17 protein-coding genes are annotated in these 19,847 nt (G+C 61.9%); 6 read left to right on the top strand and 11 right to left on the bottom strand.

Annotated elements, in window-relative coordinates:
* Positions 1 to 42 precede the first annotated feature (42 nt).
* The 11 genes from AB8B33_RS25305 to AB8B33_RS25355 all read right to left on the bottom strand — a co-directional run bounded on the left by AB8B33_RS25305 (position 43) and on the right by AB8B33_RS25355 (position 13,100).
* A complete protein-coding gene (locus AB8B33_RS25305; RefSeq protein WP_439017462.1) occupies positions 43 to 1,080 on the bottom strand; it encodes an endonuclease/exonuclease/phosphatase family protein in 1,038 nt (345 codons plus the stop codon).
* A gap of 11 nt (positions 1,081 to 1,091) precedes the next feature.
* Positions 1,092 to 2,201 (bottom strand): sn-glycerol-3-phosphate ABC transporter ATP-binding protein UgpC, encoded by a 1,110-nt coding sequence (ugpC, locus tag AB8B33_RS25310; protein WP_439017463.1) that lies wholly within the window; start codon positions 2,199 to 2,201, stop codon positions 1,092 to 1,094.
* A 13-nt stretch (positions 2,202 to 2,214) separates the two neighbouring features.
* Positions 2,215 to 3,129: an ABC transporter permease subunit gene (locus tag AB8B33_RS25315; RefSeq protein WP_310382297.1), complete on the bottom strand. Its 915-nt coding sequence runs from the start codon at positions 3,127 to 3,129 to the stop codon at positions 2,215 to 2,217.
* Positions 3,130 to 3,139: 10 nt separating this feature from the next.
* On the bottom strand, positions 3,140 to 4,024 hold the full coding sequence (locus tag AB8B33_RS25320; RefSeq protein ID WP_439017464.1) for a carbohydrate ABC transporter permease: 885 nt from the start codon (positions 4,022 to 4,024) through the stop codon (positions 3,140 to 3,142).
* Positions 4,025 to 4,151: 127 nt separating this feature from the next.
* Positions 4,152 to 5,510: an extracellular solute-binding protein gene (locus AB8B33_RS25325; protein WP_310382299.1), complete on the bottom strand. Its 1,359-nt coding sequence runs from the start codon at positions 5,508 to 5,510 to the stop codon at positions 4,152 to 4,154.
* A gap of 523 nt (positions 5,511 to 6,033) precedes the next feature.
* The gene (locus AB8B33_RS25330; RefSeq protein ID WP_439017465.1) at positions 6,034 to 6,882 is read right to left on the bottom strand and encodes an HpcH/HpaI aldolase/citrate lyase family protein; all 849 of its coding nucleotides are present in this window, start codon (positions 6,880 to 6,882) and stop codon (positions 6,034 to 6,036) included.
* Complete coding sequence (locus AB8B33_RS25335; RefSeq protein ID WP_113320683.1) at positions 6,879 to 7,331, bottom strand: MaoC family dehydratase; 453 nt, start codon at positions 7,329 to 7,331, stop codon at positions 6,879 to 6,881. Before AB8B33_RS25335 ends, AB8B33_RS25330 begins: the two co-directional genes overlap by 4 nt.
* On the bottom strand, positions 7,331 to 9,196 hold the full coding sequence (locus AB8B33_RS25340) for an acetyl/propionyl/methylcrotonyl-CoA carboxylase subunit alpha (RefSeq protein WP_439017466.1): 1,866 nt from the start codon (positions 9,194 to 9,196) through the stop codon (positions 7,331 to 7,333). Before AB8B33_RS25340 ends, AB8B33_RS25335 begins: the two co-directional genes overlap by 1 nt.
* 9 nt (positions 9,197 to 9,205) lie before the next feature.
* Complete coding sequence (locus tag AB8B33_RS25345) at positions 9,206 to 10,816, bottom strand: carboxyl transferase domain-containing protein (RefSeq protein ID WP_439017467.1); 1,611 nt, start codon at positions 10,814 to 10,816, stop codon at positions 9,206 to 9,208.
* Positions 10,813 to 11,958, bottom strand: a complete 1,146-nt coding sequence (locus AB8B33_RS25350) for an isovaleryl-CoA dehydrogenase (protein WP_439017468.1) — start codon at positions 11,956 to 11,958, stop codon at positions 10,813 to 10,815. Before AB8B33_RS25350 ends, AB8B33_RS25345 begins: the two co-directional genes overlap by 4 nt.
* A 65-nt stretch (positions 11,959 to 12,023) precedes the next feature.
* A complete protein-coding gene (locus AB8B33_RS25355) occupies positions 12,024 to 13,100 on the bottom strand; it encodes an AraC family transcriptional regulator (protein WP_439017469.1) in 1,077 nt (358 codons plus the stop codon).
* A gap of 82 nt (positions 13,101 to 13,182) precedes the next feature.
* Here AB8B33_RS25355 and AB8B33_RS25360 point away from each other — a divergent pair, with 82 nt between their 5' ends.
* Genes AB8B33_RS25360 through AB8B33_RS25385 form a run of 6 tightly spaced genes read left to right on the top strand, consistent with a single transcriptional unit; the run spans position 13,183 to position 19,846 of the window.
* Positions 13,183 to 13,950, top strand: coding sequence for a 3-hydroxyacyl-CoA dehydrogenase (locus tag AB8B33_RS25360; protein WP_439017470.1), 768 nt, complete (start codon positions 13,183 to 13,185; stop codon positions 13,948 to 13,950).
* Between the two features lie 23 nt (positions 13,951 to 13,973).
* Positions 13,974 to 15,161 carry an acetyl-CoA C-acyltransferase gene (locus AB8B33_RS25365; protein ID WP_439017471.1) on the top strand — a complete coding sequence of 396 codons (1,188 nt, stop codon included), beginning with the start codon at positions 13,974 to 13,976 and terminating at the stop codon, positions 15,159 to 15,161.
* A 16-nt stretch (positions 15,162 to 15,177) separates the two neighbouring features.
* Positions 15,178 to 16,305 (top strand): acyl-CoA dehydrogenase family protein, encoded by a 1,128-nt coding sequence (locus AB8B33_RS25370; protein WP_439017472.1) that lies wholly within the window; start codon positions 15,178 to 15,180, stop codon positions 16,303 to 16,305.
* A 60-nt stretch (positions 16,306 to 16,365) separates the two neighbouring features.
* Entirely contained in the window at positions 16,366 to 17,598 is a 1,233-nt protein-coding gene (locus tag AB8B33_RS25375; RefSeq protein ID WP_439017473.1) for a thiamine pyrophosphate-dependent enzyme, read from the top strand.
* A 1-nt stretch (position 17,599) separates the two neighbouring features.
* A complete protein-coding gene (locus tag AB8B33_RS25380) occupies positions 17,600 to 18,613 on the top strand; it encodes an alpha-ketoacid dehydrogenase subunit beta (RefSeq protein ID WP_439017474.1) in 1,014 nt (337 codons plus the stop codon).
* A gap of 3 nt (positions 18,614 to 18,616) precedes the next feature.
* Positions 18,617 to 19,846: a dihydrolipoamide acetyltransferase family protein gene (locus tag AB8B33_RS25385; RefSeq protein WP_439017475.1), complete on the top strand. Its 1,230-nt coding sequence runs from the start codon at positions 18,617 to 18,619 to the stop codon at positions 19,844 to 19,846.
* Position 19,847 lies beyond the last annotated feature (1 nt).

The following is a 19,847-nucleotide window of genomic DNA, read 5'->3' on the forward strand; positions in this document are numbered from 1 at the left end:
CGCGCGCTTGCGTGACGACATGCCATGACGAAGGGTTGCCGGTCAGGACGCGAAAAAACGCGCCTTGACCAGTTCGTGATCGGAGATTGCTACGCCGTCGCCATCGACAGCCGGAACGGTCGCGGCGTCGCTTACCGCAAGGCCGCGGGCAAATAGCCAGTCGAGGCGTGCAAAGGGTGGCTGAGGCGTTCCGTCCGGGCGCGTGCGCTGCGAGAGAGCGAAGTCATTGGCCGTTTCCCAGTGATAGCCTGCCTCGGCAAGCAGGCCGAACAGCGGCTCGTGCGCTTCCGGTTGGTGCGTTCCGGCGGGAAGGACATTGGTATTGAAGTCGCCGCCTATCACGACAGGCAGATCGCCGGCGAGCTTTTCTACCACCGCGATCAGCCGGCTTGTCTGCCTGGCGCGATCCTCTGCATCGGTCTTGCTTTCCAGATGCACGCTGACGGCGAGGATTGGACCGACGGCGGTTTCGACCCTTGCTGCAATTGCCATGCGTCCGCCGATGCGGCCTTGACCACCCTTGGCATCCGTCCACCATGTGCCGCCATCATCGAGGCGGATGAGTGCGGCGTCCTGGAGTGGCAGGCGGGAGAGCAGCGCATTGCCGTGGAAACCAACCGAATTCGTTTCGCCCTTGTGCCATTCGCGCTCGCGGGAATCCCCGAGGCCGAGCTCGATGAATTCCACGCCGAAGACATAAGACATGCCGAGATCGCGGGCGAGATCGGCAACGGTATGGCGGTTGCCGGCGCGTGCTGTGCCGAGATCTGCCTCGGTCAGCAGCAGGATATCGGCGCCGCTCTGGCGAACGAGTTCGATGGAGGGCGCAGGATACTTTAGCCGTTCGGCATTCCATGCGGCGACGACGAGGTCGTTACCTGCATGAGTGCCGCTCTCGATATGGACCACTTCGATCGTCGAGAGGGCCGGCTGCGTTGCCGCCAGCCGGTCATGTTCGGCCTGCGTCAGCTGTGCAGCCCGTGCCTCGGCGAAGAAGGCGGTTGACGGTGCGACAAGCGTCTCCACGGCGACCGCAACGAGGTTGCGGTCGCCGGCGGCGAGATCGGAAAAGCTGTTCATCGCTGCCAGGCTCAGGCGTCGACGGTCTTTGCGCCGGTGCCAGCCGGGGCGACGAGACCTGCGCCGGTGTCGGCCGAATAGAGGTGGATCGAATCCTGGTCGATGGCGATGCCGATACGGTCGCCGGTCTTCAGCGAGACGGAACCGGTCATGGCCACAGCGAAAGGCAGGCCATCGAAATCGGCGTGCACGACGCGGCTCGCGCCGAGCTCTTCGATGAAGTCGGCAGTGGCGACGAGCGCACCCGGCGCATCCGGAGAGACGAGGCGGGCGGCTTCGGCGCGTACACCGAGAACGACGCGCTGGCCGGCAAGCTGCTTGCCACGCTCGGCCGGAAGAGCGACCGTACGGCCTTCGTCATAGATGAAGACGCCGTTTTCGTTGACGCGGCCTTCCAGCAGGTTCATCGCCGGCGTGCCGACGAAGCCCGCAACGAAGCGGCTTGCGGGATAGTGATAGACCTCTTCCGGCGTGCCGACCTGTTCGACATATCCGGAATTCATGACGATGATGCGGTCGGCAAGCGTCATGGCTTCGTTCTGGTCATGCGTGACGAAGATCGAAGTGGCGCCGAGGCGGCGGTGCAGGCGGCGGATTTCCGCACGCATGGCGATACGCAGCTTGGCGTCGAGGTTCGACAGCGGCTCGTCGAAGAGGAAAACCTTCGGTTCGCGGATCATCGCACGGCCCATGGCGACGCGCTGGCGCTGGCCACCCGAAAGGGCGGCCGGGCGGCGCTCAAGGAAGGGCTCGAGGCTGAGTGCTTTGGCGACGTCGGCGATGCGACGATCGCGTTCGGCCTTCGGCACGCCGGCGACCTTGAGCGCATAGCCGATATTCTCGGCAACGCTCATATGCGGATAGAGTGCGTAGTTCTGGAAGACCATGGCGCAGCCGCGTTCACGCGGCTCGAGCTGGTTGACCACGCGGCCGTCTATCGCAATTTCGCCCCCGGTGATTTCTTCAAGGCCGGCGACCATGCGCAACAGCGTGGACTTGCCGCAGCCGGACGGGCCGAGGATAACGATGAATTCGCCCGACTGGATTTCGAGATCGACGCCATGAACGACGGCGTTCTTGCCATAGCTCTTTTTCACGCCACGGATGGAGATCGGTGCCAAGGGTCTGTTCCTTTCACTTCTCGGTGGAGATAAGGCCGCGCACGAACCAACGCTGCATCAGGATGACGAGGATCAGTGGTGGCGACATGATGATCAATGTTCCGGCCATTGCGACGTTCCAGTCAGGCAGGCCGAATTCGGAGGGGATGAGTGTCTTGAGCTGCGTGACGGCGATGCCGAACTTCGGATCGGTCGTGATCAGCAGCGGCCAGAGATACTGGTTCCAGGCCCAGACGAACATGATAGTGAACAGTGCAATCATGTTCGGGCGCGACAGGGGCAACAGCACGTCCCAGAAGAATCGAACCGCACCTGAGCCATCCATCTTCGATGCTTCGGCAAGCTCATCGGGAACCGTCAGGTAGAATTGGCGGTAGAGGAAGGTACCGGTCGCGGTGGCGACCATCGGCAGCACGAGACCCGGATAGGAGTTCAGAAGACCCCATTCAAGCTTGATCTGGATGCCGGTGACCTGGGCGACAAGCCAGCTGATGCCGGTGACATCAAGGATCGCCTGGAAGGGCTGAAGCGCGTTGGCGGCGATCGAATAGGTCGGCACGATGCGCACTTCCAGCGGCAGCATCAGCGTGATGAAGATGATCCAGAAGATCAGATAGCGGCCGCGGAAGCGGAAATAGACGATCGAGAAGGCGGCCATGGCCGAGAGGATGACCTTGCCGGCGCCGACCGTGGCAGCGAAGATGACGCTGTGAAACAGCTTGTTGCCGAGATCGGCGCGAACCCAGGCAGTCTGCACGTTCTCCCAGAAATGGCTGCTCGGGACCAGCGGCAGCGGCACGCGGTTGACTGTCTCGAGATCAAGCGTCGATGCGACGATGACGATCAGGAAAGGCAGGAGTGCGATCACCAGACCGAGTGCGAGTAGGGTGTAGCAGACGAAATTGAATATTGGCGTGCGTTCGATCATGTTTGCGACCTCACTTGTAGTGCACGCGCCGCTCGATGAAGCGGAACTGGAAAATGGTGAGCAGGATGACGAGCCCCATCAGGATCATGGATTGCGCTGCAGCGCCGGAATAATCGAGGCCCCTGAAGCCGTCGAAATAGATCTTGTAGACCATGAGATCCGTGGCGCGCGCCGGACCGCCCTGGGTCATGACGTCGACGATACCGAAGGAATCCTGGAAGCTTTCAGTGATGTTAATGACGAGCAGGAAGAACAGCGTCGGTGTAAGCAGCGGCAGCTGGATATCCCGCATGCGGCGCAGCGGCCCTGAACCGTCCATGGCGGCCGCCTCGATCAGCGAGCGTGGAATGCCCTGCAACGCCGAAAGGAAGAAGATAAAGTTGTAGCCGATATATTTCCAGGAAAAGGCGACAACGACGGCGATCATGGCATCCTTACCGTCGAGCGCCGGGTTCCAGAGGCCGGGCCAGACCTGGTTGATGACCGACAGAAGACCAGCCTCCGGCGCCAGAATGAATCGGAAGGCAAGGCCGAGAGCGGGAGCGGCAATCGCATAGGGCCAGATGAAGACCGACCGGTAGATTTTATGGCCGCGCAGTTCACGATCCGTCAGGAGCGCCAGGATGAGTGCCAGCCCCATGGCGATAACAGTCGAACTGAAACCGAAGATCATGCTGCGCGTGACGGAGTCCCAATAGATCGGGTCGCTCAGCAGCAGTTTGAAATTGTCGAAACCGACCCAGGCGTTACCGCCGCCCCATGGCTGCTCGAGCGTGAACGCCCAATACAGCGCCTGCGCGCTCGGCCAGTAGAAGAAGACGAAGATCAGCAGCAGCATCGGAAATGCGAAGAGAAGGCCGATCGTCGTCGAGGAGAAAGTGACGCGCTTTTCCATGAGTGGTCGTTTTCGTCCTGGTTTGGTTCTGGCGCGGGCGGCGATGTCGCTCCCGCGGCCGGTAGGGGAATGTGCAAAGACGCACCCGGCACGCCAAAGCGGTCCGGGTGCGTCTCATATCAGTCGATTAGGGGAGCTGAACGCCCTTGTAGGTCTGCTGGAAGCGACGCAGGAGCTGGTTGCCGCGATCGGCAGCAGTGTCGAGCGAAGCCTGGACATCGGCATTGTTGACGAAGATTGCCTGCAGGCCGTTAGCGATTTCGGTGCGGACCTGGAGCAGGCCACCGAGACGGATGCCCTTTGCAGAGGTGTCGCCAGCCGGGGAAGCGGTCAGGCTCTGAATGGCGAGTTCGCGACCGGCATAGGGAGCCTTGTCGTAGAAGCCCTGCTTCTTCAGGTATTCGAAGCCGGAGTTACGAACCGGGATGTAGCCGGTAACGGTTGACCAGGTGAGGGCTTCTTCCGGCTTTGCGATGAAGTTGAAGAAGGCAGCAGCAGCCTTGTATTCGGCGTCCGAATGACCCTTCAGAACCCAGAGCGAAGCGCCGCCGACGTAGGAGCTGTGACGGGTCGCATCGCCATAGGTCGGGAGCATCGAAACGCCCCAGTTCATGCCCTGCTTGGCGGTACGGCCGACGTTGCCGTGGTCGCCAACCGAGGTCAGGATGACCTGGCAATCGCCAGCAGCGAAGGCTTCAACGAAGGTCTGGCCGACAGCCTTGTTCTTGATGACGGCGAGCTTATTGTCGTACCAGGACTTCAGGTCCTTGACGTAGCTGACGAGCATCGGGTTCTTGTTGAACACCAGCTCGGCGTCGAGGCCTTCAAAGCCGTTCTTCTTCGTAGCGATCGCTTCGCCATTGACGGCTTCGAACTGCTCAATGTACTGCCAGACTTCGTTGTTGGAGATGTCGAAGCCGAGCGGGCAAGCATAGCCTGCGTCCTTGAGAGCCTTGAAGTCTTCGCCTGCTTCCTTCCAGGTTGCCGGAGCATGGTCCTTGCCGATCTTGGCGAAGGCGTCCTTGTTCCAATAGAGCAGAGCCGTCGAGGAGTTGAAGGGGAAGGAGTACATCTCGCCTTTCGACGTTGCGTAGTAGCCGGCGATACCGGAGAAATAGTCCTTCCAGTCAACATTGTAGCCCATGTCGCTCATGAGCTTGTTGGCCGGGTAGTAGGCGCCCGAAAGCATGATGTCGAGTGTGCCGGCATCCGAAACCTGAGCGATGGTCGGCTGCTTGCCGGCGCGGAATGCAGCGATCGTATTCTGCAGCGAGGCGTCGTAGGAGCCCTGGCTGGTGCAGACGACTTCGTAGTCGCCCTGGGACTGGTTGAAACGGTCGCACTGTTCCTGAACGCGCTTTGCGATGTCGCCCGAGTTACCGAACCAGAAATCAATCTTGGTCTTTTCGGCGGCGGCGGCAGGACCAGCAGCAAGGAAGGCTGTAGCGAGAAGGGCGCCTACGGCGCCGAGAAGCTTGGCTTGCATGAGAACCCTCGAAAAATAGGACGCGCCCCCTCTTGAGCGCACGCCCTATTAACTGGTTCAATTTGCGGTAACCAATGAAGTTTCTATGACATGAATAGAGTAGAAAGTTTCTGTCACAAAATATTCATGTGCAAATTTTGTGAACTTTTCATCGAACATCGATGCCTTAAGTTCCCGGTGCCCACTGATGGGATCGCCTATATTCTATTTATATATGAAATATAGCTCGAATGGCGAAAGCTGCCGTGGCTATTCAATTCTATTAATAGCCATTATTATTAGGCCGATTTCAAAAATCTCTCGAATGCTCGACCAGAAACAACCTGCTGCCAGGAGAATTCGACCTCGGAAATAGCTTTGCACAGCTGTGCGTTGAGCCGCAAAGAAACGACATATGATATTCGTTTTACGACATTTTGACCATTTTGCCTATTTATTGGGCGCTTCCGGTATCGGTGAACCGCGTATCCAGGTCCCTGCGTCTGCCAGTTTCTCGCTGTCGCCTGACTGCGCCAGAAGCCAATCATCCTTCATGCGCTAGTTTTCCGGCCTCCAGAATGCGTTTTGCGAGTTTCAGATGCGGCAGATCGAGCATGCGCCCATCGATCTGGATGACGCCGGTGTCCGGCGAGATGGCGAAGGCAGCCACGACTTTTTCTGCCCAGGCGATCTCCGCCGCATCCGGTGTAAAGGCGTGGTTGATCGGTTCGACCTGGCTCGGATGGATCGCCATCATCCCCGAGAAACCATCGCGTCGGGCGCGAGCAGCATAGGCCGCGAGACCGTCGAGATCGCGGAAGTCGGGATAGACGGTCTCGATGGCAGGAACCGCTGCGGCGTGCGCGCCAAACAGCACCAGGGATCGGGCCAGCTCATAGGGCGCGGTATAACGTCCGTCTGCCTCGCGGGCGGTCGCAGCGCCGATCGTGGCAGGAAGATCTTCTGCGCCCCAGGTCAGCCCGAAGAGATGAGAGGCGACATCTCTGTAGCTGCCGATCTCGAAGATGGCGGCCGGTGTCTCCGTCGCGATCGGCAGGATAGGGACAGCGGATGACAGGCGGCCTGCGAGCTGGCGTACCGAAGCTGCGCCTTCGGACTTCGGCAACATGATCGCGAAGGGATTGATATCGCCGAGCGCAACGAGATCGTCTTCACAGGCTGACGTAGTGAGGGGATTGATGCGAATAACAAGCGTCGCATCAGTTGCGCGGCGTGCGACGAAGTCGTGTACGGCGTCTCGCGCCAACGGCTTGTTCCGCGCGGAAACCGAATCTTCCAGATCGAGGATGACGGCATCGACGCCGCAGGCGAGGGCCTTGTCAAAACGCTCCGGCCTATCGCCGGGCACGAACAGCAGCGAGCGCAGCCTCATGACGGCTTCACCTGCAGCATGGCCGTGCGCAGGCACTGGCAGACGATCTCGTTTCGCTGATTCAGCGTGATATGCTTGAACGTGACGATCCCGGCATCGGGTCGCGAGTTGGAGCGCCTGAGCTCCGTCACTTCGGTTTCCACACGAAGCGTATCACCAATGAAAACCGGCTTCGGCATCGTCACCTTGTCGTAGCCGAGATTGGCGACCAGCGTGCCGAGTGTCGTGTCACCGACTGAGAGGCCGACGGTGAGCGCGAAGGTGAAGGTGCCGTTGACCACGATGCGGCCGAATTCCGTACCCGCCGCATAATCGGCGTCGAGATGCAGTGGTTGCGGATTATGGGAGAGCGTCGTGAAGAGCAGGTTGTCGGTTTCCGTGACCGTGCGGCGGATCTCGTGGGCAACCCGGTCGCCGACCGTCCATTCGTCGAAGTAGCGGCCGGCCATCAGTGCTCTTCCTTCATAACGTTGACGACGAGCTGGTTTTCCGAGACCCGGGCGCCCACGGAGACTGGCAGCTTGCCGACCAGGCCGTCAAAGGGTGCGCGCAGCGTATGTTCCATCTTCATCGCCTCAACCGTCAGCAGCCTGTCGCCTTTGACAACGTGATCGCCCTCCGCGACATCGACGGAAATGACGAGGCCCGGCATTGGCGAAAGGATTGCGCCATCGCCGGCGCCCTGATGCGCTTCGACTTCACTGGCGACGGGAAGGCCGATCGGCCAGGCATTGCCGCCATCGAAGAGGACCACGGTATCGCCGGACCTGACGGCATTGGTGTCGAGGCCTGGGCGCACATGCCCCCAATAGAGGTGGTCGCCGATGCGGACGCGCGTGCGGCTATCGCTTGCTCCTGATATGCGCAGGCCGGCGAGGGCCGACCAGGGATCGGTCCCTTCCTTTGCTGCCAAGGCCGTCGCCGCCCTGTCGATAGTCGTCTCGTCGGGCTCCTTCGGCAGCAGGGCCTCACCGTGACGGTCGAGAAAGCCCGTATCGATCTTTGCCGCGCAGAAATCCGCGTCGGCGGCAATGCGGGTGAGCAGGCCGGCATTGGATTTCACCGGCCAGACTTCGATGCTTTCGCAGGCTCTGGTGAGCTTGGCGAGGGCTGCGTCACGATTTGGGCCGTGAGCGATGATCTTGGCGATCATCGGATCGTAGAAGGCGGTGATCTCGTTGCCTTCCTCGACGCCGCTGTCGACCCGGACATTTTGGGGCAAGCGCAGATGATCCAGGCGGCCGATCGAGGGCAGGTAGCCGGCAGCAGGGTTTTCGGCGTAAAGGCGAGCCTCGAAAGCCCAGCCGTTCATGAGGATATCGTCTTGCTCCTTCGGCAGCCGCTCGCCGGCGGCGACCTTCAATTGCCAGAGTACCAGATCCTCACCGGTGATGGTTTCGGTGACGGGATGCTCCACCTGCAGCCTCGTGTTCATCTCCATGAACCAGATACGGTCCAGGCGCAGGCCCTCCGAGGCATCGGCAATGAATTCGATGGTGCCTGCCCCGATATAGTTCACCGCCTTCGCAGCCCTGACCGCCGCCTCACAGATTGAGGCGCGGGTGGCGGCGTCGAGGCCGGGAGCGGGGGCCTCCTCGATCACCTTCTGGTGCCGGCGCTGCAGCGAGCAGTCGCGTTCGAAGAGGTGGACGCAATTGCCGAAGCGGTCGGCGAAGACCTGCACCTCGATATGGCGCGGATTGGCGATATAGCGCTCGATCAGCACGCGGTCGTCGCCGAAGGACGAGGCCGCCTCGCGACGGCAGGAGGCGAGCAGTTCGGCAAAGTCTTGCCGCTGATCGACGCGGCGCATACCCTTGCCGCCGCCGCCCGCGACAGCTTTGATAAGCACGGGATAGCCCGTCGCATCGGCCTCGGCAGCAAGCCTTTCTCCGCTCTGATCCGCTCCCATATAGCCAGGTGTGACCGGCACGCCGGCGGCCTGCATCAGCTGCTTGGCAGCATCCTTCAGCCCCATGGCACGGATCGCGGCAGGTGGCGCACCAACCCAGATGAGGCCGGCATTCTCGACGGCTTCGGCAAACTCGGCATTTTCCGACAGGAAGCCGTAACCGGGATGGATTGCGGCCGCACTCGTCCTGCGGGCGGCCTCCAGAATACGCTTCTGTGAAAGATAACTCTCGCGAGCAGGCGCTGGGCCGATGGCAAGAGCCTCGTCTGCCTCTGCCACGAAGGGCAGGCCGGCATCGGCCTCTGAATAAACAGCAATGGTGCGGATGCCGAGGGCTTTCGCCGTGCGGATAATCCGACGAGCGATTTCACCCCTGTTGGCTATGAGCAAGCTTTCCATCATCGCGCCACCTCACATCCGGAAGACGCCGAAGCGCGGCCCTTTGGGGATCGGCGCGTTCAGACAGGCGGAAAAGGCAAGGCCCAGCACATCGCGCGTCTGGCGCGGATCGATGATGCCGTCGTCCCAGAGGCGTGCGGTGGCGTAGTAGGGATTGCCCTCGGCCTCGTAACCGGCGCGGATCGGCGCCTTGAAAGCTTCTTCATCTTCGACCGGCCAGCTTTCTCCGCGCGCCTCCATCGCATCACGGCGGATGGTGGCAAGCACGGAGGCGGCCTGCTCGCCGCCCATCACGCTGATACGGCTATTCGGCCACGTGAAGAGAAAACGTGGGCGATAGGCGCGGCCGCACATGCCGTAATTACCGGCGCCGAAACTGCCGCCGATGATGACGGTGACCTTGGGTACGGTGGCAGTCGCAACCGCGGTGACGAGTTTTGCCCCGTCCTTGGCGATGCCGCCTGCCTCATAACGGCCGCCGACCATGAAGCCCGATATGTTCTGCAGAAACAGCAGTGGCACGCGGCGCTGGCAGGCAAGCTCGATGAAATGCGCGCCCTTCAGCGCGCTTTCGGAAAACAGCACGCCGTTATTGGCGATGATGGCGACCGGCATGCCCCAGATACGGGCAAAACCGCAGACCAGTGTCGCGCCATAGAGCGGCTTGAATTCATGCAGTTCGGAACCATCGACGATGCGTCCGATAACCTCACGAACGTCATAAGGCGAGCGCACATCCTCCGGGATGATACCGCCCAGATCTTCCGGATCGAGTTTTGGCGGACGCGGTGCCCGAATGTCGATGTCGACTGATTTCACGCTATTGAGGCTGGCGACGATATCGCGCACGAGAAGCAGCGCATGCTCGTCATTTTCGGCGACGTGATCGACGACGCCGGAGCGGCGACCATGGGTTTCGGCGCCGCCGAGCTCTTCGGCCGAAATGATCTCGCCGGTCGCGGCCTTCACCAGAGGCGGGCCGGCAAGGAAGATCGTGCCCTGATTGCGCACGATGACCGTCTCGTCGGACATCGCAGGCACATAGGCGCCGCCCGCCGTGCAGCTTCCCATGACGCAGGCGATCTGCGGAATGCCTTCGGCCGACATCTGTGCCTGATTGTAGAAGATCGCCCCGAAATGATCGCGGTCGGGAAAAACCTCGGCCTGATGCGGGAGATTGGCGCCGCCGCTGTCGACAAGGTAGATGCAGGGCAGCCGGTTCTGCACGGCGATCTCCTGCGCCCGCAGATGTTTCTTCACCGTGACAGGGAAATAAGCACCACCCTTCACTGTCGCATCATTGGCGGCGATCATCACCTCGCGGCCGGAAACGCGGCCTATGCCGGTAATGATGCCGGCACCCGGCGCCTCGTCATTATACATGCCGTTCGCTGCCAGCGTACCGATCTCCAGGAAGGCGCTGCCGACATCGAGCAGCAACTGGATGCGATCGCGCGGCAGGAGCTTGCCCTTGCCGGTGTGGCGCTCGCGCGCTGCCTGTGAGCCGCCTTCACGGGTCTTTGCTGAGCGGTCGTAGAGCTCGTCGGTCAGTCCTTTATTGTTGATTGTGTTGGTCTTGAAGGTCTCGCTGCCGCGATCAATGTCAGAGGAAATCACCGTCATGATGCGATGAGCTCCCGGCCGATCAGATAGCGGCGGATCTCGTTGGTTCCGGCGCCGATATCGTAAAGCTTGGCATCGCGCAGGAAACGTTCGACCGGCCACTCCTTGGTATATCCGGCGCCGCCGAGCGCCTGGATCGCCTCCAGCGACACTTTCACGGCATTCTCGCTGGCAAAGAGGATCGCGGCCGCCGCATCTGTGCGGGTCGTGCGGCCGGCATCGCAGGCGCGGGCGACGGAATAGACGTAGGCGCGCGATGAATTCAGCGCGACATACATATCGGCGATCTTGCCCTGCATCAGCTGGAAGTCGCCGATCGCCTTGCCGAACTGCTTGCGCTCCCGCACATAGGGCAGCACCACGTCGAGGCAGGCCTGCATGATGCCAAGCGGACCGGCGGCGAGCACTGCACGCTCATAATCGAGGCCGGACATCAGGATCTTCACGCCGTCGCCTTCCCGGCCCATCAGTGCTTCTGCCGGCACCTCGCAATCCTGAAAGACCAATTCCGCCGTATCGCTGCCGCGCATGCCGAGCTTGGAAAGCTTTTTTGAAACGCTGAAACCGGGCATCCCTTTCTCGATGATGAAAGCTGAAATACCTTTCGGTCCGGCGGCCGGATCGGTCTTTGCGTAGACGACGAGCACATCGGCATGCGGCGCATTGGTGATCCAGTACTTCGTCCCGTTAAGGAGGTAGCGATCACCCTTGCTTTCCGCCTTGAGCCGCATTGAAACGACATCCGAGCCGGAGCTGGCTTCGGACATGGCAAGCGAGCCGACATGTTCGCCGGAAATCAGCTTTGGCAAATAGCGTTGCTTCTGCTCCGGTGTGGCCCAGCGGCGGATCTGGTTGACGCAGAGATTGGAATGGGCGCCGTAGCTCAAGCCGACGGAGGCCGAGGCACGCGAGACTTCCTCCATAGCAACGACATGTTCGAGATAGCCGAGACCGGCACCGCCGAATTCTTCTTCCACGGTGATACCGTGCAGGCCGAGCGCACCCATCTGCGGCCAGAGCTGGCGTGGAAATGTGTTGCTTTCATCGATCTCCGTAGCGAGCGGAGTAATCGTATCGGCGGCAAATCGCGCCGTCGCCTCGCGGATCGCGTCCGCGGTTTCGCCCAGCGAAAAATCAAACATGGCATTCCTCCCGCTATAATATGTAGCGCGGGTTGCTGCCGCTTCAAAGCTCCCTCGAACGAAGCCTATTCCCACGGCGCCGATTTCGCCTCCTCGCGGCGGAAGGCGTCGGGGCTCTTGCCCATCCATTTCCGGAAGGCGCGAAAGAAGGCGCTGGGTTCGGAATAGCCGAGCTGCACGGCGATTTCGCCGATGGTCTTCGACGTGTTCAATAGCGCGTCGATGGCAAGGTCTCGGCGGATATCGTCCTTGATGCCGGCATAGCTCTGGCCCTCGTCATGCAGGCGATGGCGGAGCGTCGAGGATGGCAGGTGCATCTCGGCAGCGAGCGTCTGGAAGCTCGACCAGGCGGCGGGAGAGGTTTGCGAGAGACGACGGCGCACGGCAGCAGCAATGCCGGCATCATAGCGATAGCGCACGAGGATATTGGCGGGCGCGCCTCGCAGAAATTGCTTCATTGCCTGTTCGCTGCGCGAAATCGGCAGATCGAGCAAAGTGCTGTCGAAACCGAGCCGGCTGATCGGTTGCGAGAAACGTACCGGCGCACCGAAAAAGAGCCGATAGTCGGCACCCTGGTTTGGCTCTTCGCATCGGAAATCGACAAGGCGGATCGGGATACGCCGGCCGACAAGCCAGCAGATGATGCCATGCAGGATGATCCAGTAGGTACGATAGGCGAAGGCCGAGCGCGGCTCGCCTGCGTCGCGAAGCTCAATCTGAGCCAGCCCGTCGCGGATAACGAGCGTACCACGCGGATCGTCCAGCACCACGTCGAGGAAACGCAAGGCCCGCCGCAGGGCATGGCCGAGCGTGGGCGCGTGCAGCACGCAATGACAGAGCAGGGTGAAGCTGCCGCTACGCATCGGTCGGGCGCCCATGCCGAAGAATTCGTCGTCGAGTTCGGCGGCGATCGCTAGCCACAATGCACCATAGGCCTCAGCTGAAACCGGTTGATCGACCCGCTGCGGCAGGCCGAGCTTGGTCAGAAGAGACGCCGTCGGCTTCCCAAGGCGGCGCAGGCTGTCGAGAGCTTCCTCGACGAAGCCCGGTGCGATCATGCGTCGCTCGATTTCGGCCATCGCTGCTTCACTCCGGCAAACCATATGGCAAAACTGGCCGAAATAATGGGGCAATTCTGTCATCGCTTGCAATAGGGCGAGGGAATAGAATCTCTGTTCAGGCGGACTCTGGAGGAGATGTCCGCCGAGCAGGGAGGAGCGATCCGTGCAAATCCGCGGCGCAAGTTTCATTGTTACCGGTGGCGGCTCAGGGCTCGGGGCGGCAACGGCACGCATGCTCGTCGAAGCCGGCGGGCGCGTGACGATTGCCGATCTCAATCTCGATGCAGGCGAGGCGATCGCTCGCGAACTGGGACAGGATGCGCGCTTCATCAAGGCCGACGTGACCGATGAAGAGGACGGTGCGGCGGTGATTGCCGCGGCCGTGGATGCTTTCGGCCCGCTTCGCGGGCTTATCAACTGCGCCGGCGTAGCGCCGGCCGAGAAAGTTGTCGGCCGCGAGGGACCGCACCGGCTGGAGAGCTTTGCCCGTACGATCGGCATCAATCTCATCGGTACCTTCAACATGATCCGGCTTGCCGCCGCCGCTATCGAGGCTGTGCAACCGGATGCGGAGGGCGAACGGGGCGTGATCGTCAATACGGCCTCGGCCGCCGCCTTCGACGGACAGGTCGGTCAGGCAGCCTACGCCGCCTCCAAGGGCGGTGTCGCCGCGATGACGCTGCCGATCGCCCGCGAGCTTGCGCGTCACGGCATCCGCACCGTGTCGATCGCGCCCGGCATTTTCGAAACGCCGATGATGGCCGGCATGCCGGCGGAGGTGCGGGAAGCACTTGGCAAGAGCGTGCCTTTCCCACCGCGTCTTGGGCATCCGGCGGAATTTGCCGCGCTGGTGCGTCATATCCTGGAAAACAGCATGCTGAACGGTGAGGTCATCCGCCTCGACGGCGCATTGCGTATGGGCGCGCGCTAAGCGCCTGGCCCGAAGGAGGAAACATGACCCTGCAGGATCCTATCGTCATCGTCGGCGCGGCCCGCACGCCGATCGGCAGTTTTCAGGGTGAACTCAAGGATGCTGCGGCCCCTGAGCTCGGCGCAACCGCAATCCGCGCGGCCCTGCAACGCAGTGGCGTCGAGGCGGATGCAATCGAGGAGGTCGTTTTCGGTTGCGTACTGCCGGCCGGACAGGGCCAGGCGCCAGCCCGCCAGGCGGCGATCCATGCCGGGCTGCCCTTTGCGACAGGGGCAAGCACCGTCAACAAGATGTGCGGCTCCGGCATGAAGGCGGTCATGATTGCGCATGATCTGATTGCGGTGGGAAGCGCTTCCGTGGCGGTCGCGGGCGGCATGGAAAGCATGACCAATGCGCCCTATCTCCTTGATCGTGCCCGTGCCGGTTACAGGCTCGGCCATGGGCGGGTCGTGGATCATATGTTCCTCGACGGGTTGGAGGATGCATATGACAAGGGGCGCTTGATGGGCAGCTTCGCGGAGGATTGCGCCGAAGCCTATCAGTTTACACGCGAGGCGCAGGACGCCTATGCGGTCACGTCGCTGACGCGGGCGCAGAAGGCGATTGCCGAAGGCTATTTTGACAGCGAAATCGTGCCCGTAACGGTGAAGTCCGGCAAGGCCGAGCACGTGGCAAGCCGTGACGAACAGCCGGGTAAGGCGCGGCCTGACAAGATCCCGACCCTGAAGCCGGCCTTTCGTGACGGCGGCACGGTGACGGCCGCCAATTCTAGTTCGATTTCCGATGGTGCGGCGGCGCTCGTTCTGATGCGGCGCTCGGAGGCGGATCGCCGCGACCTGAGGCCGCTTGCCACCATCCTCGGCCATGCCACACATTCGCAGGCCCCCAATCTCTTCGCCACCGCGCCGATCGGCGCTTTGAAAAAGCTTTCGGATCGCACCGGCCTGCCGCTCTCCGAGGTTGATCTCTTCGAAATCAACGAGGCCTTTGCCGTCGTTGCTATGGCGGCGATGCGCGACCTCGACCTGCCGCATGAGAAGGTCAATGTACATGGCGGCGCTTGCGCGCTTGGCCATCCGATAGGTGCGTCCGGAGCCCGTATTCTGGTGACGCTTCTGTCGGCGCTGGAGCGTTACGACCTGAAGCGCGGCATGGCCGCACTTTGCATCGGCGGCGGTGAGGCAACCGCCGTCGCCATCGAGCGGCACTAGGGAAGGAGGAGGGCCAATGATCCTTTCCGAACTTCAGCAGCAGATCCGCGATCTTGCCCGCGACTTCGCCCGCGAGCGGCTGGCGCCGGGCGCGGCCAAACGCGACCGGGAATCTCTTTTCCCACGCGAAGAGTTGAGGGAGATGGGCGAACTCGGTCTGCTTGGCATGCTCGTGCCGGAGACCTATGGCGGATCGGATACTGGCGTCATCGCCTATGCTGCGGCACTGGAAGAGATCGCCGCCGGCGACGGACCCTGCTCGACCATCATGAGTGTGCACAGTTCGGTAGGCTGCGTGCCGATCCTGAAATTCGGCAATGAAGAGCAGCGGCAACGTTTCCTGCCGAAGCTTGCCAGCGGCGAGTGGATCGGCGGTTTCGCGCTGACGGAGCCGCAGGCGGGCTCGGATGCCTCGAATCTGAAAACGCGGGCGCGGCGCAACGGCCATCATTATGTGCTCGACGGCGCCAAGCAGTTCATCACCTCGGGCAAAAACGGACAGGTCATCATTGTCTTTGCCGTCACTGATCCGGATGCCGGCAAAAAGGGTATCACCGCCTTCATCGTGCCGACCGATACGCCGGGTTATGAGGTTATCCGCGTCGAGGAAAAGCTCGGCCTGCATTCCTCCGACACCTGCCAGATCGCCTTCACCGGCATGCGCGTTCCGGCCGAGCTCAGGCTCGGCGAGGAGGGTGAGGGCTATCGTATCGCGCTTGCCAATCTGGAGGGTGGGCGGATCGGAATTGCGGCGCAGGCCGTCGGCATGGCGCAGGCGTCTTTCGAGGCGGCGCGCAATTATGCTCGTGAGCGGACTGCTTTCGGCAAGCCGATCGTCGAACACCAAGCCGTGGCCTTCCGGCTCGCCGACATGGCGACGCGGATCGAGGCGGCGCGCCAGCTCGTCTTCCATGCGGCCTCGCTAAGGGAGGCGGGACAGCCATGCCTGTCGGAGGCTTCGATGGCCAAGCTCTTTGCCTCTGAGATGGCCGAGCGTGTCTGCTCAGATGCGATCCAGATCCATGGTGGCTATGGTTACACAGCCGACTATCCGGTTGAGCGGATCTATCGCGATGTGCGCATCTGCCAGATCTATGAGGGAACAAGCGACGTGCAGCGCATGGTGATCGCCCGCAACCTATAACGATAAGGTCCGGCTTCTGGAGGAGAGGAGCGGGGCCGATAGAGGGAGGAAAAAGACCACATGGTGGAATCTGCTCGTTTGAGCCTGCATGTCCCCGAACCCGCCGTCCGCCCGGGCGGCCATCCCGATTTTTCCAATGTCAAGATCGCCAAGGCCGGGTCGGTGCCGCGGCCGGAGGTCGATGTCGCGTCCGAAGACATCCGTGAGCTTGCCTATTCGATCATCCGTGTGCTGAACCGCGACGGCGAGGCGGTCGGTCCCTGGGCAGGGTCTTTGACGGACGAGGAATTGCTGACCGGGCTTCGAAACATGATGAAGCTGCGCGCTTTCGATGCCCGCATGCTGATGGCGCAGCGGCAGGGCAAGACCTCCTTCTACATGCAGCATCTCGGTGAAGAGGCGGTCAGCTGCGCCTTCCGCAAGGCGTTGCAAAAGGGAGACATGAATTTCCCGACCTATCGCCAGGCTGGCCTCTTGATCGCCGACGACTACCCGATGGTCGAGATGATGAACCAGATCTACTCGAACGAGAGCGATCCGCTGCGCGGGCGCCAGCTTCCCATCATGTATTCCTCCAAGGAGCACGGCTTCTTCACGATCTCGGGCAATCTCGCCACCCAATATGTACAGGCGGTCGGCTGGGCCATGGCCTCGGCGATCAAGAATGACAGCCGCATTGCCGCGGCCTGGATCGGTGACGGCTCGACGGCGGAATCGGATTTCCATTCGGCCCTGGTCTTCGCTTCCACCTACAAGGCGCCTGTTATCCTCAACATCGTCAACAATCAGTGGGCGATCTCCACCTTCCAGGGCATTGCCCGCGGCGGCTCCGGCACATTTGCCGCCCGTGGCCTCGGCTTCGGCATTCCGGCGCTACGGGTCGATGGCAACGATTATCTCGCCGTCCATGCCGTTGCTCGCTGGGCGGCTGAGCGCGCCCGGCGCAATCTTGGCCCGACGCTGATCGAATATGTCACCTATCGCGTCGGCGCCCATTCGACCTCCGACGATCCGAGCGCCTATCGCCCGAAGACGGAATCGGAAGCCTGGCCGCTCGGCGATCCCGTCCTGCGGCTGAAGAAACACCTGATCGTCAGGGGCGTCTGGTCAGAGGAGCGCCATATTCAGGCCGAAGCGGAGATCCTGGATGAGGTGATTGAGGCTCAACGTCAGGCCGAGGGGCACGGCACTCTGCATGACGGCGGCAAGCCCTCGGTGCGCGATATCTTCGAAGGCGTCTATGCCGAGATGCCGCCGCATATCCGCCGCCAGCGGCAGAAGGCGGGGTACTGACATGGCCCGGATGACGATGATCGAGGCCGTACGCAGCGCCATGGACGTCTCAATGGCGCGTGATGACAATGTCGTGGTTTTCGGCGAGGATGTCGGTTACTTCGGCGGCGTCTTCCGCTGCACGCAGGGCCTGCAGGCGAAATACGGCAAGACGCGCTGCTTCGACACGCCGATCAGCGAATCCGGCATCGTCGGCACGGCGATCGGCATGGCGGCCTATGGGCTGAAGCCCTGTGTCGAAATCCAGTTCGCCGATTATATGTATCCGGCTTACGACCAGCTGACGCAGGAAGCGGCGCGTATCCGCTATCGCTCAAACGGCGATTTCACCTGCCCGATCGTCGTGCGCATGCCGACCGGCGGCGGCATTTTTGGCGGCCAGACCCACAGCCAGAGCCCGGAAGCGCTCTTCACCCATGTCTGCGGCCTGAAAGTGGTGGTGCCGTCCAATCCCTATGACGCCAAGGGCCTGCTGATTGCCGCGATCGAAGATCCCGATCCTGTCATGTTCCTGGAGCCGAAGCGGCTCTATAACGGACCTTTCGATGGCCATCACGAGCGGCCGGTGACGCCATGGTCGAAGCATGATCTTGGCGAGGTACCGGAGGGACATTTTACGATCCCGATCGGCAAGGCTGAGGTACGGCGCAAGGGCTCTGCTGTGACGGTCGTTGCCTACGGCACGATGGTACATGTGGCGCTTGCCGCCGCCGAGGATGCCGGCATCGATGCCGAGGTGATCGATCTCCGGAGCCTTTTGCCGCTCGACCTCGATACCATCGTCAAATCCGTCGCCAAGACCGGGCGCTGCGTCGTCGTGCATGAAGCAACCCTGACATCGGGTTTCGGTGCGGAGGTCGTTTCGCTGGTGCAGGAACATTGCTTCTACAATCTGGAAGCCCCGGTCGTGCGCGTCGCAGGCTGGGATACGCCCTATCCGCACGCGCAGGAGTGGGACTATTTCCCCGGACCCGGCCGCGTCGGACGCGCGCTTGCCGAAGTGATGGAGGCCTGAACCATGGGCGAATTCATCATCAAGATGCCCGATGTCGGCGAAGGTGTCGCCGAGGCAGAACTTGTCGAATGGCATGTGAAGACCGGCGATCCCGTGCGCGAGGACATGGTGATCGCCGCCGTCATGACCGACAAGGCCACCGTCGAAATTCCCTCGCCCGTCAGCGGCACGGTGACCTGGCTTGCCGGTGAGATCGGCGATCGAATTGCCGTCAAGGCGCCGCTGGTGCGCATCGAGACGACAAGCGGAGCCGGAGAGGCGGAACCCGAAACGGTTCCTCAGCCGCGGCCCGCCGAGCCCGTGAAAGCAGAAGCTCCGAAACCCGTTCCGAAGGCACCGGCGCCGGCAGCTCCGCCGACCGAAAAGCCACTCGCTGCGCCATCGGTACGGCTGTTTGCCCGCGAGAGCGGTGTAGATCTAAGGCAGGTGCAGGGCACAGGGCCGGCCGGCCGTATCCTGCGCGAAGATATCGATCAGTTCCTAAACCAGGGTTTGGCGCCCGCTCCGGCGCGTACCGGCCTGGCAAAGAAGACGACGACCGAGGAGATCAAGCTCACCGGTCTTCGGCGCCGCATTGCCGAAAAGATGGTGCTTTCGACCTCACGCATTCCCCACATCACCTATGTGGAGGAAGTGGATATGACGGCGCTCGAGGAACTGCGCGCCACAATGAATGCCGACCGCAAGGCCGAGCATCCCAAGCTGACGGTGTTGCCCTTCCTGATGCGGGCGCTCGTCAAGGCGATTTCCGATCAGCCCGATGTCAACGCCACCTTCGATGATGATGCCGGCATCATCACGCGCCATAGCGCCGTGCATATCGGCATTGCCACGCAGACGCCGGCGGGGCTCACCGTGCCCGTGGTGCGGCATGCCGAAGCGCGCGGCATCTTCGATTGCGCAGTCGAAATGAGCCGGCTGGCGGAAGCGGCGCGTTCTGGTACCGCAACACGTGACGAACTGTCAGGCTCGACCATCACCATCAGTTCGCTCGGGGCTCTCGGCGGCATCGTTTCCACGCCCGTCATCAATCACCCGGAAGTGGCGATCATCGGCGTCAACAAGATCGCGATACGGCCGGTCTGGGACGGTGCGCAATTCGTGCCGCGCAAGATGATGAACCTCTCCTCCAGCTTCGATCACCGCATCATCGACGGCTGGGACGCGGCAACCTTCGTGCAGCGCATCCGCACGCTGCTCGAAACGCCAGCGCTCATTTTCATCGAAGGCTGAG

It is taken from the genome of Rhizobium sp. 768_B6_N1_8, assembly GCF_051811225.1.
Taxonomy (GTDB): domain Bacteria; phylum Pseudomonadota; class Alphaproteobacteria; order Rhizobiales; family Rhizobiaceae; genus Rhizobium.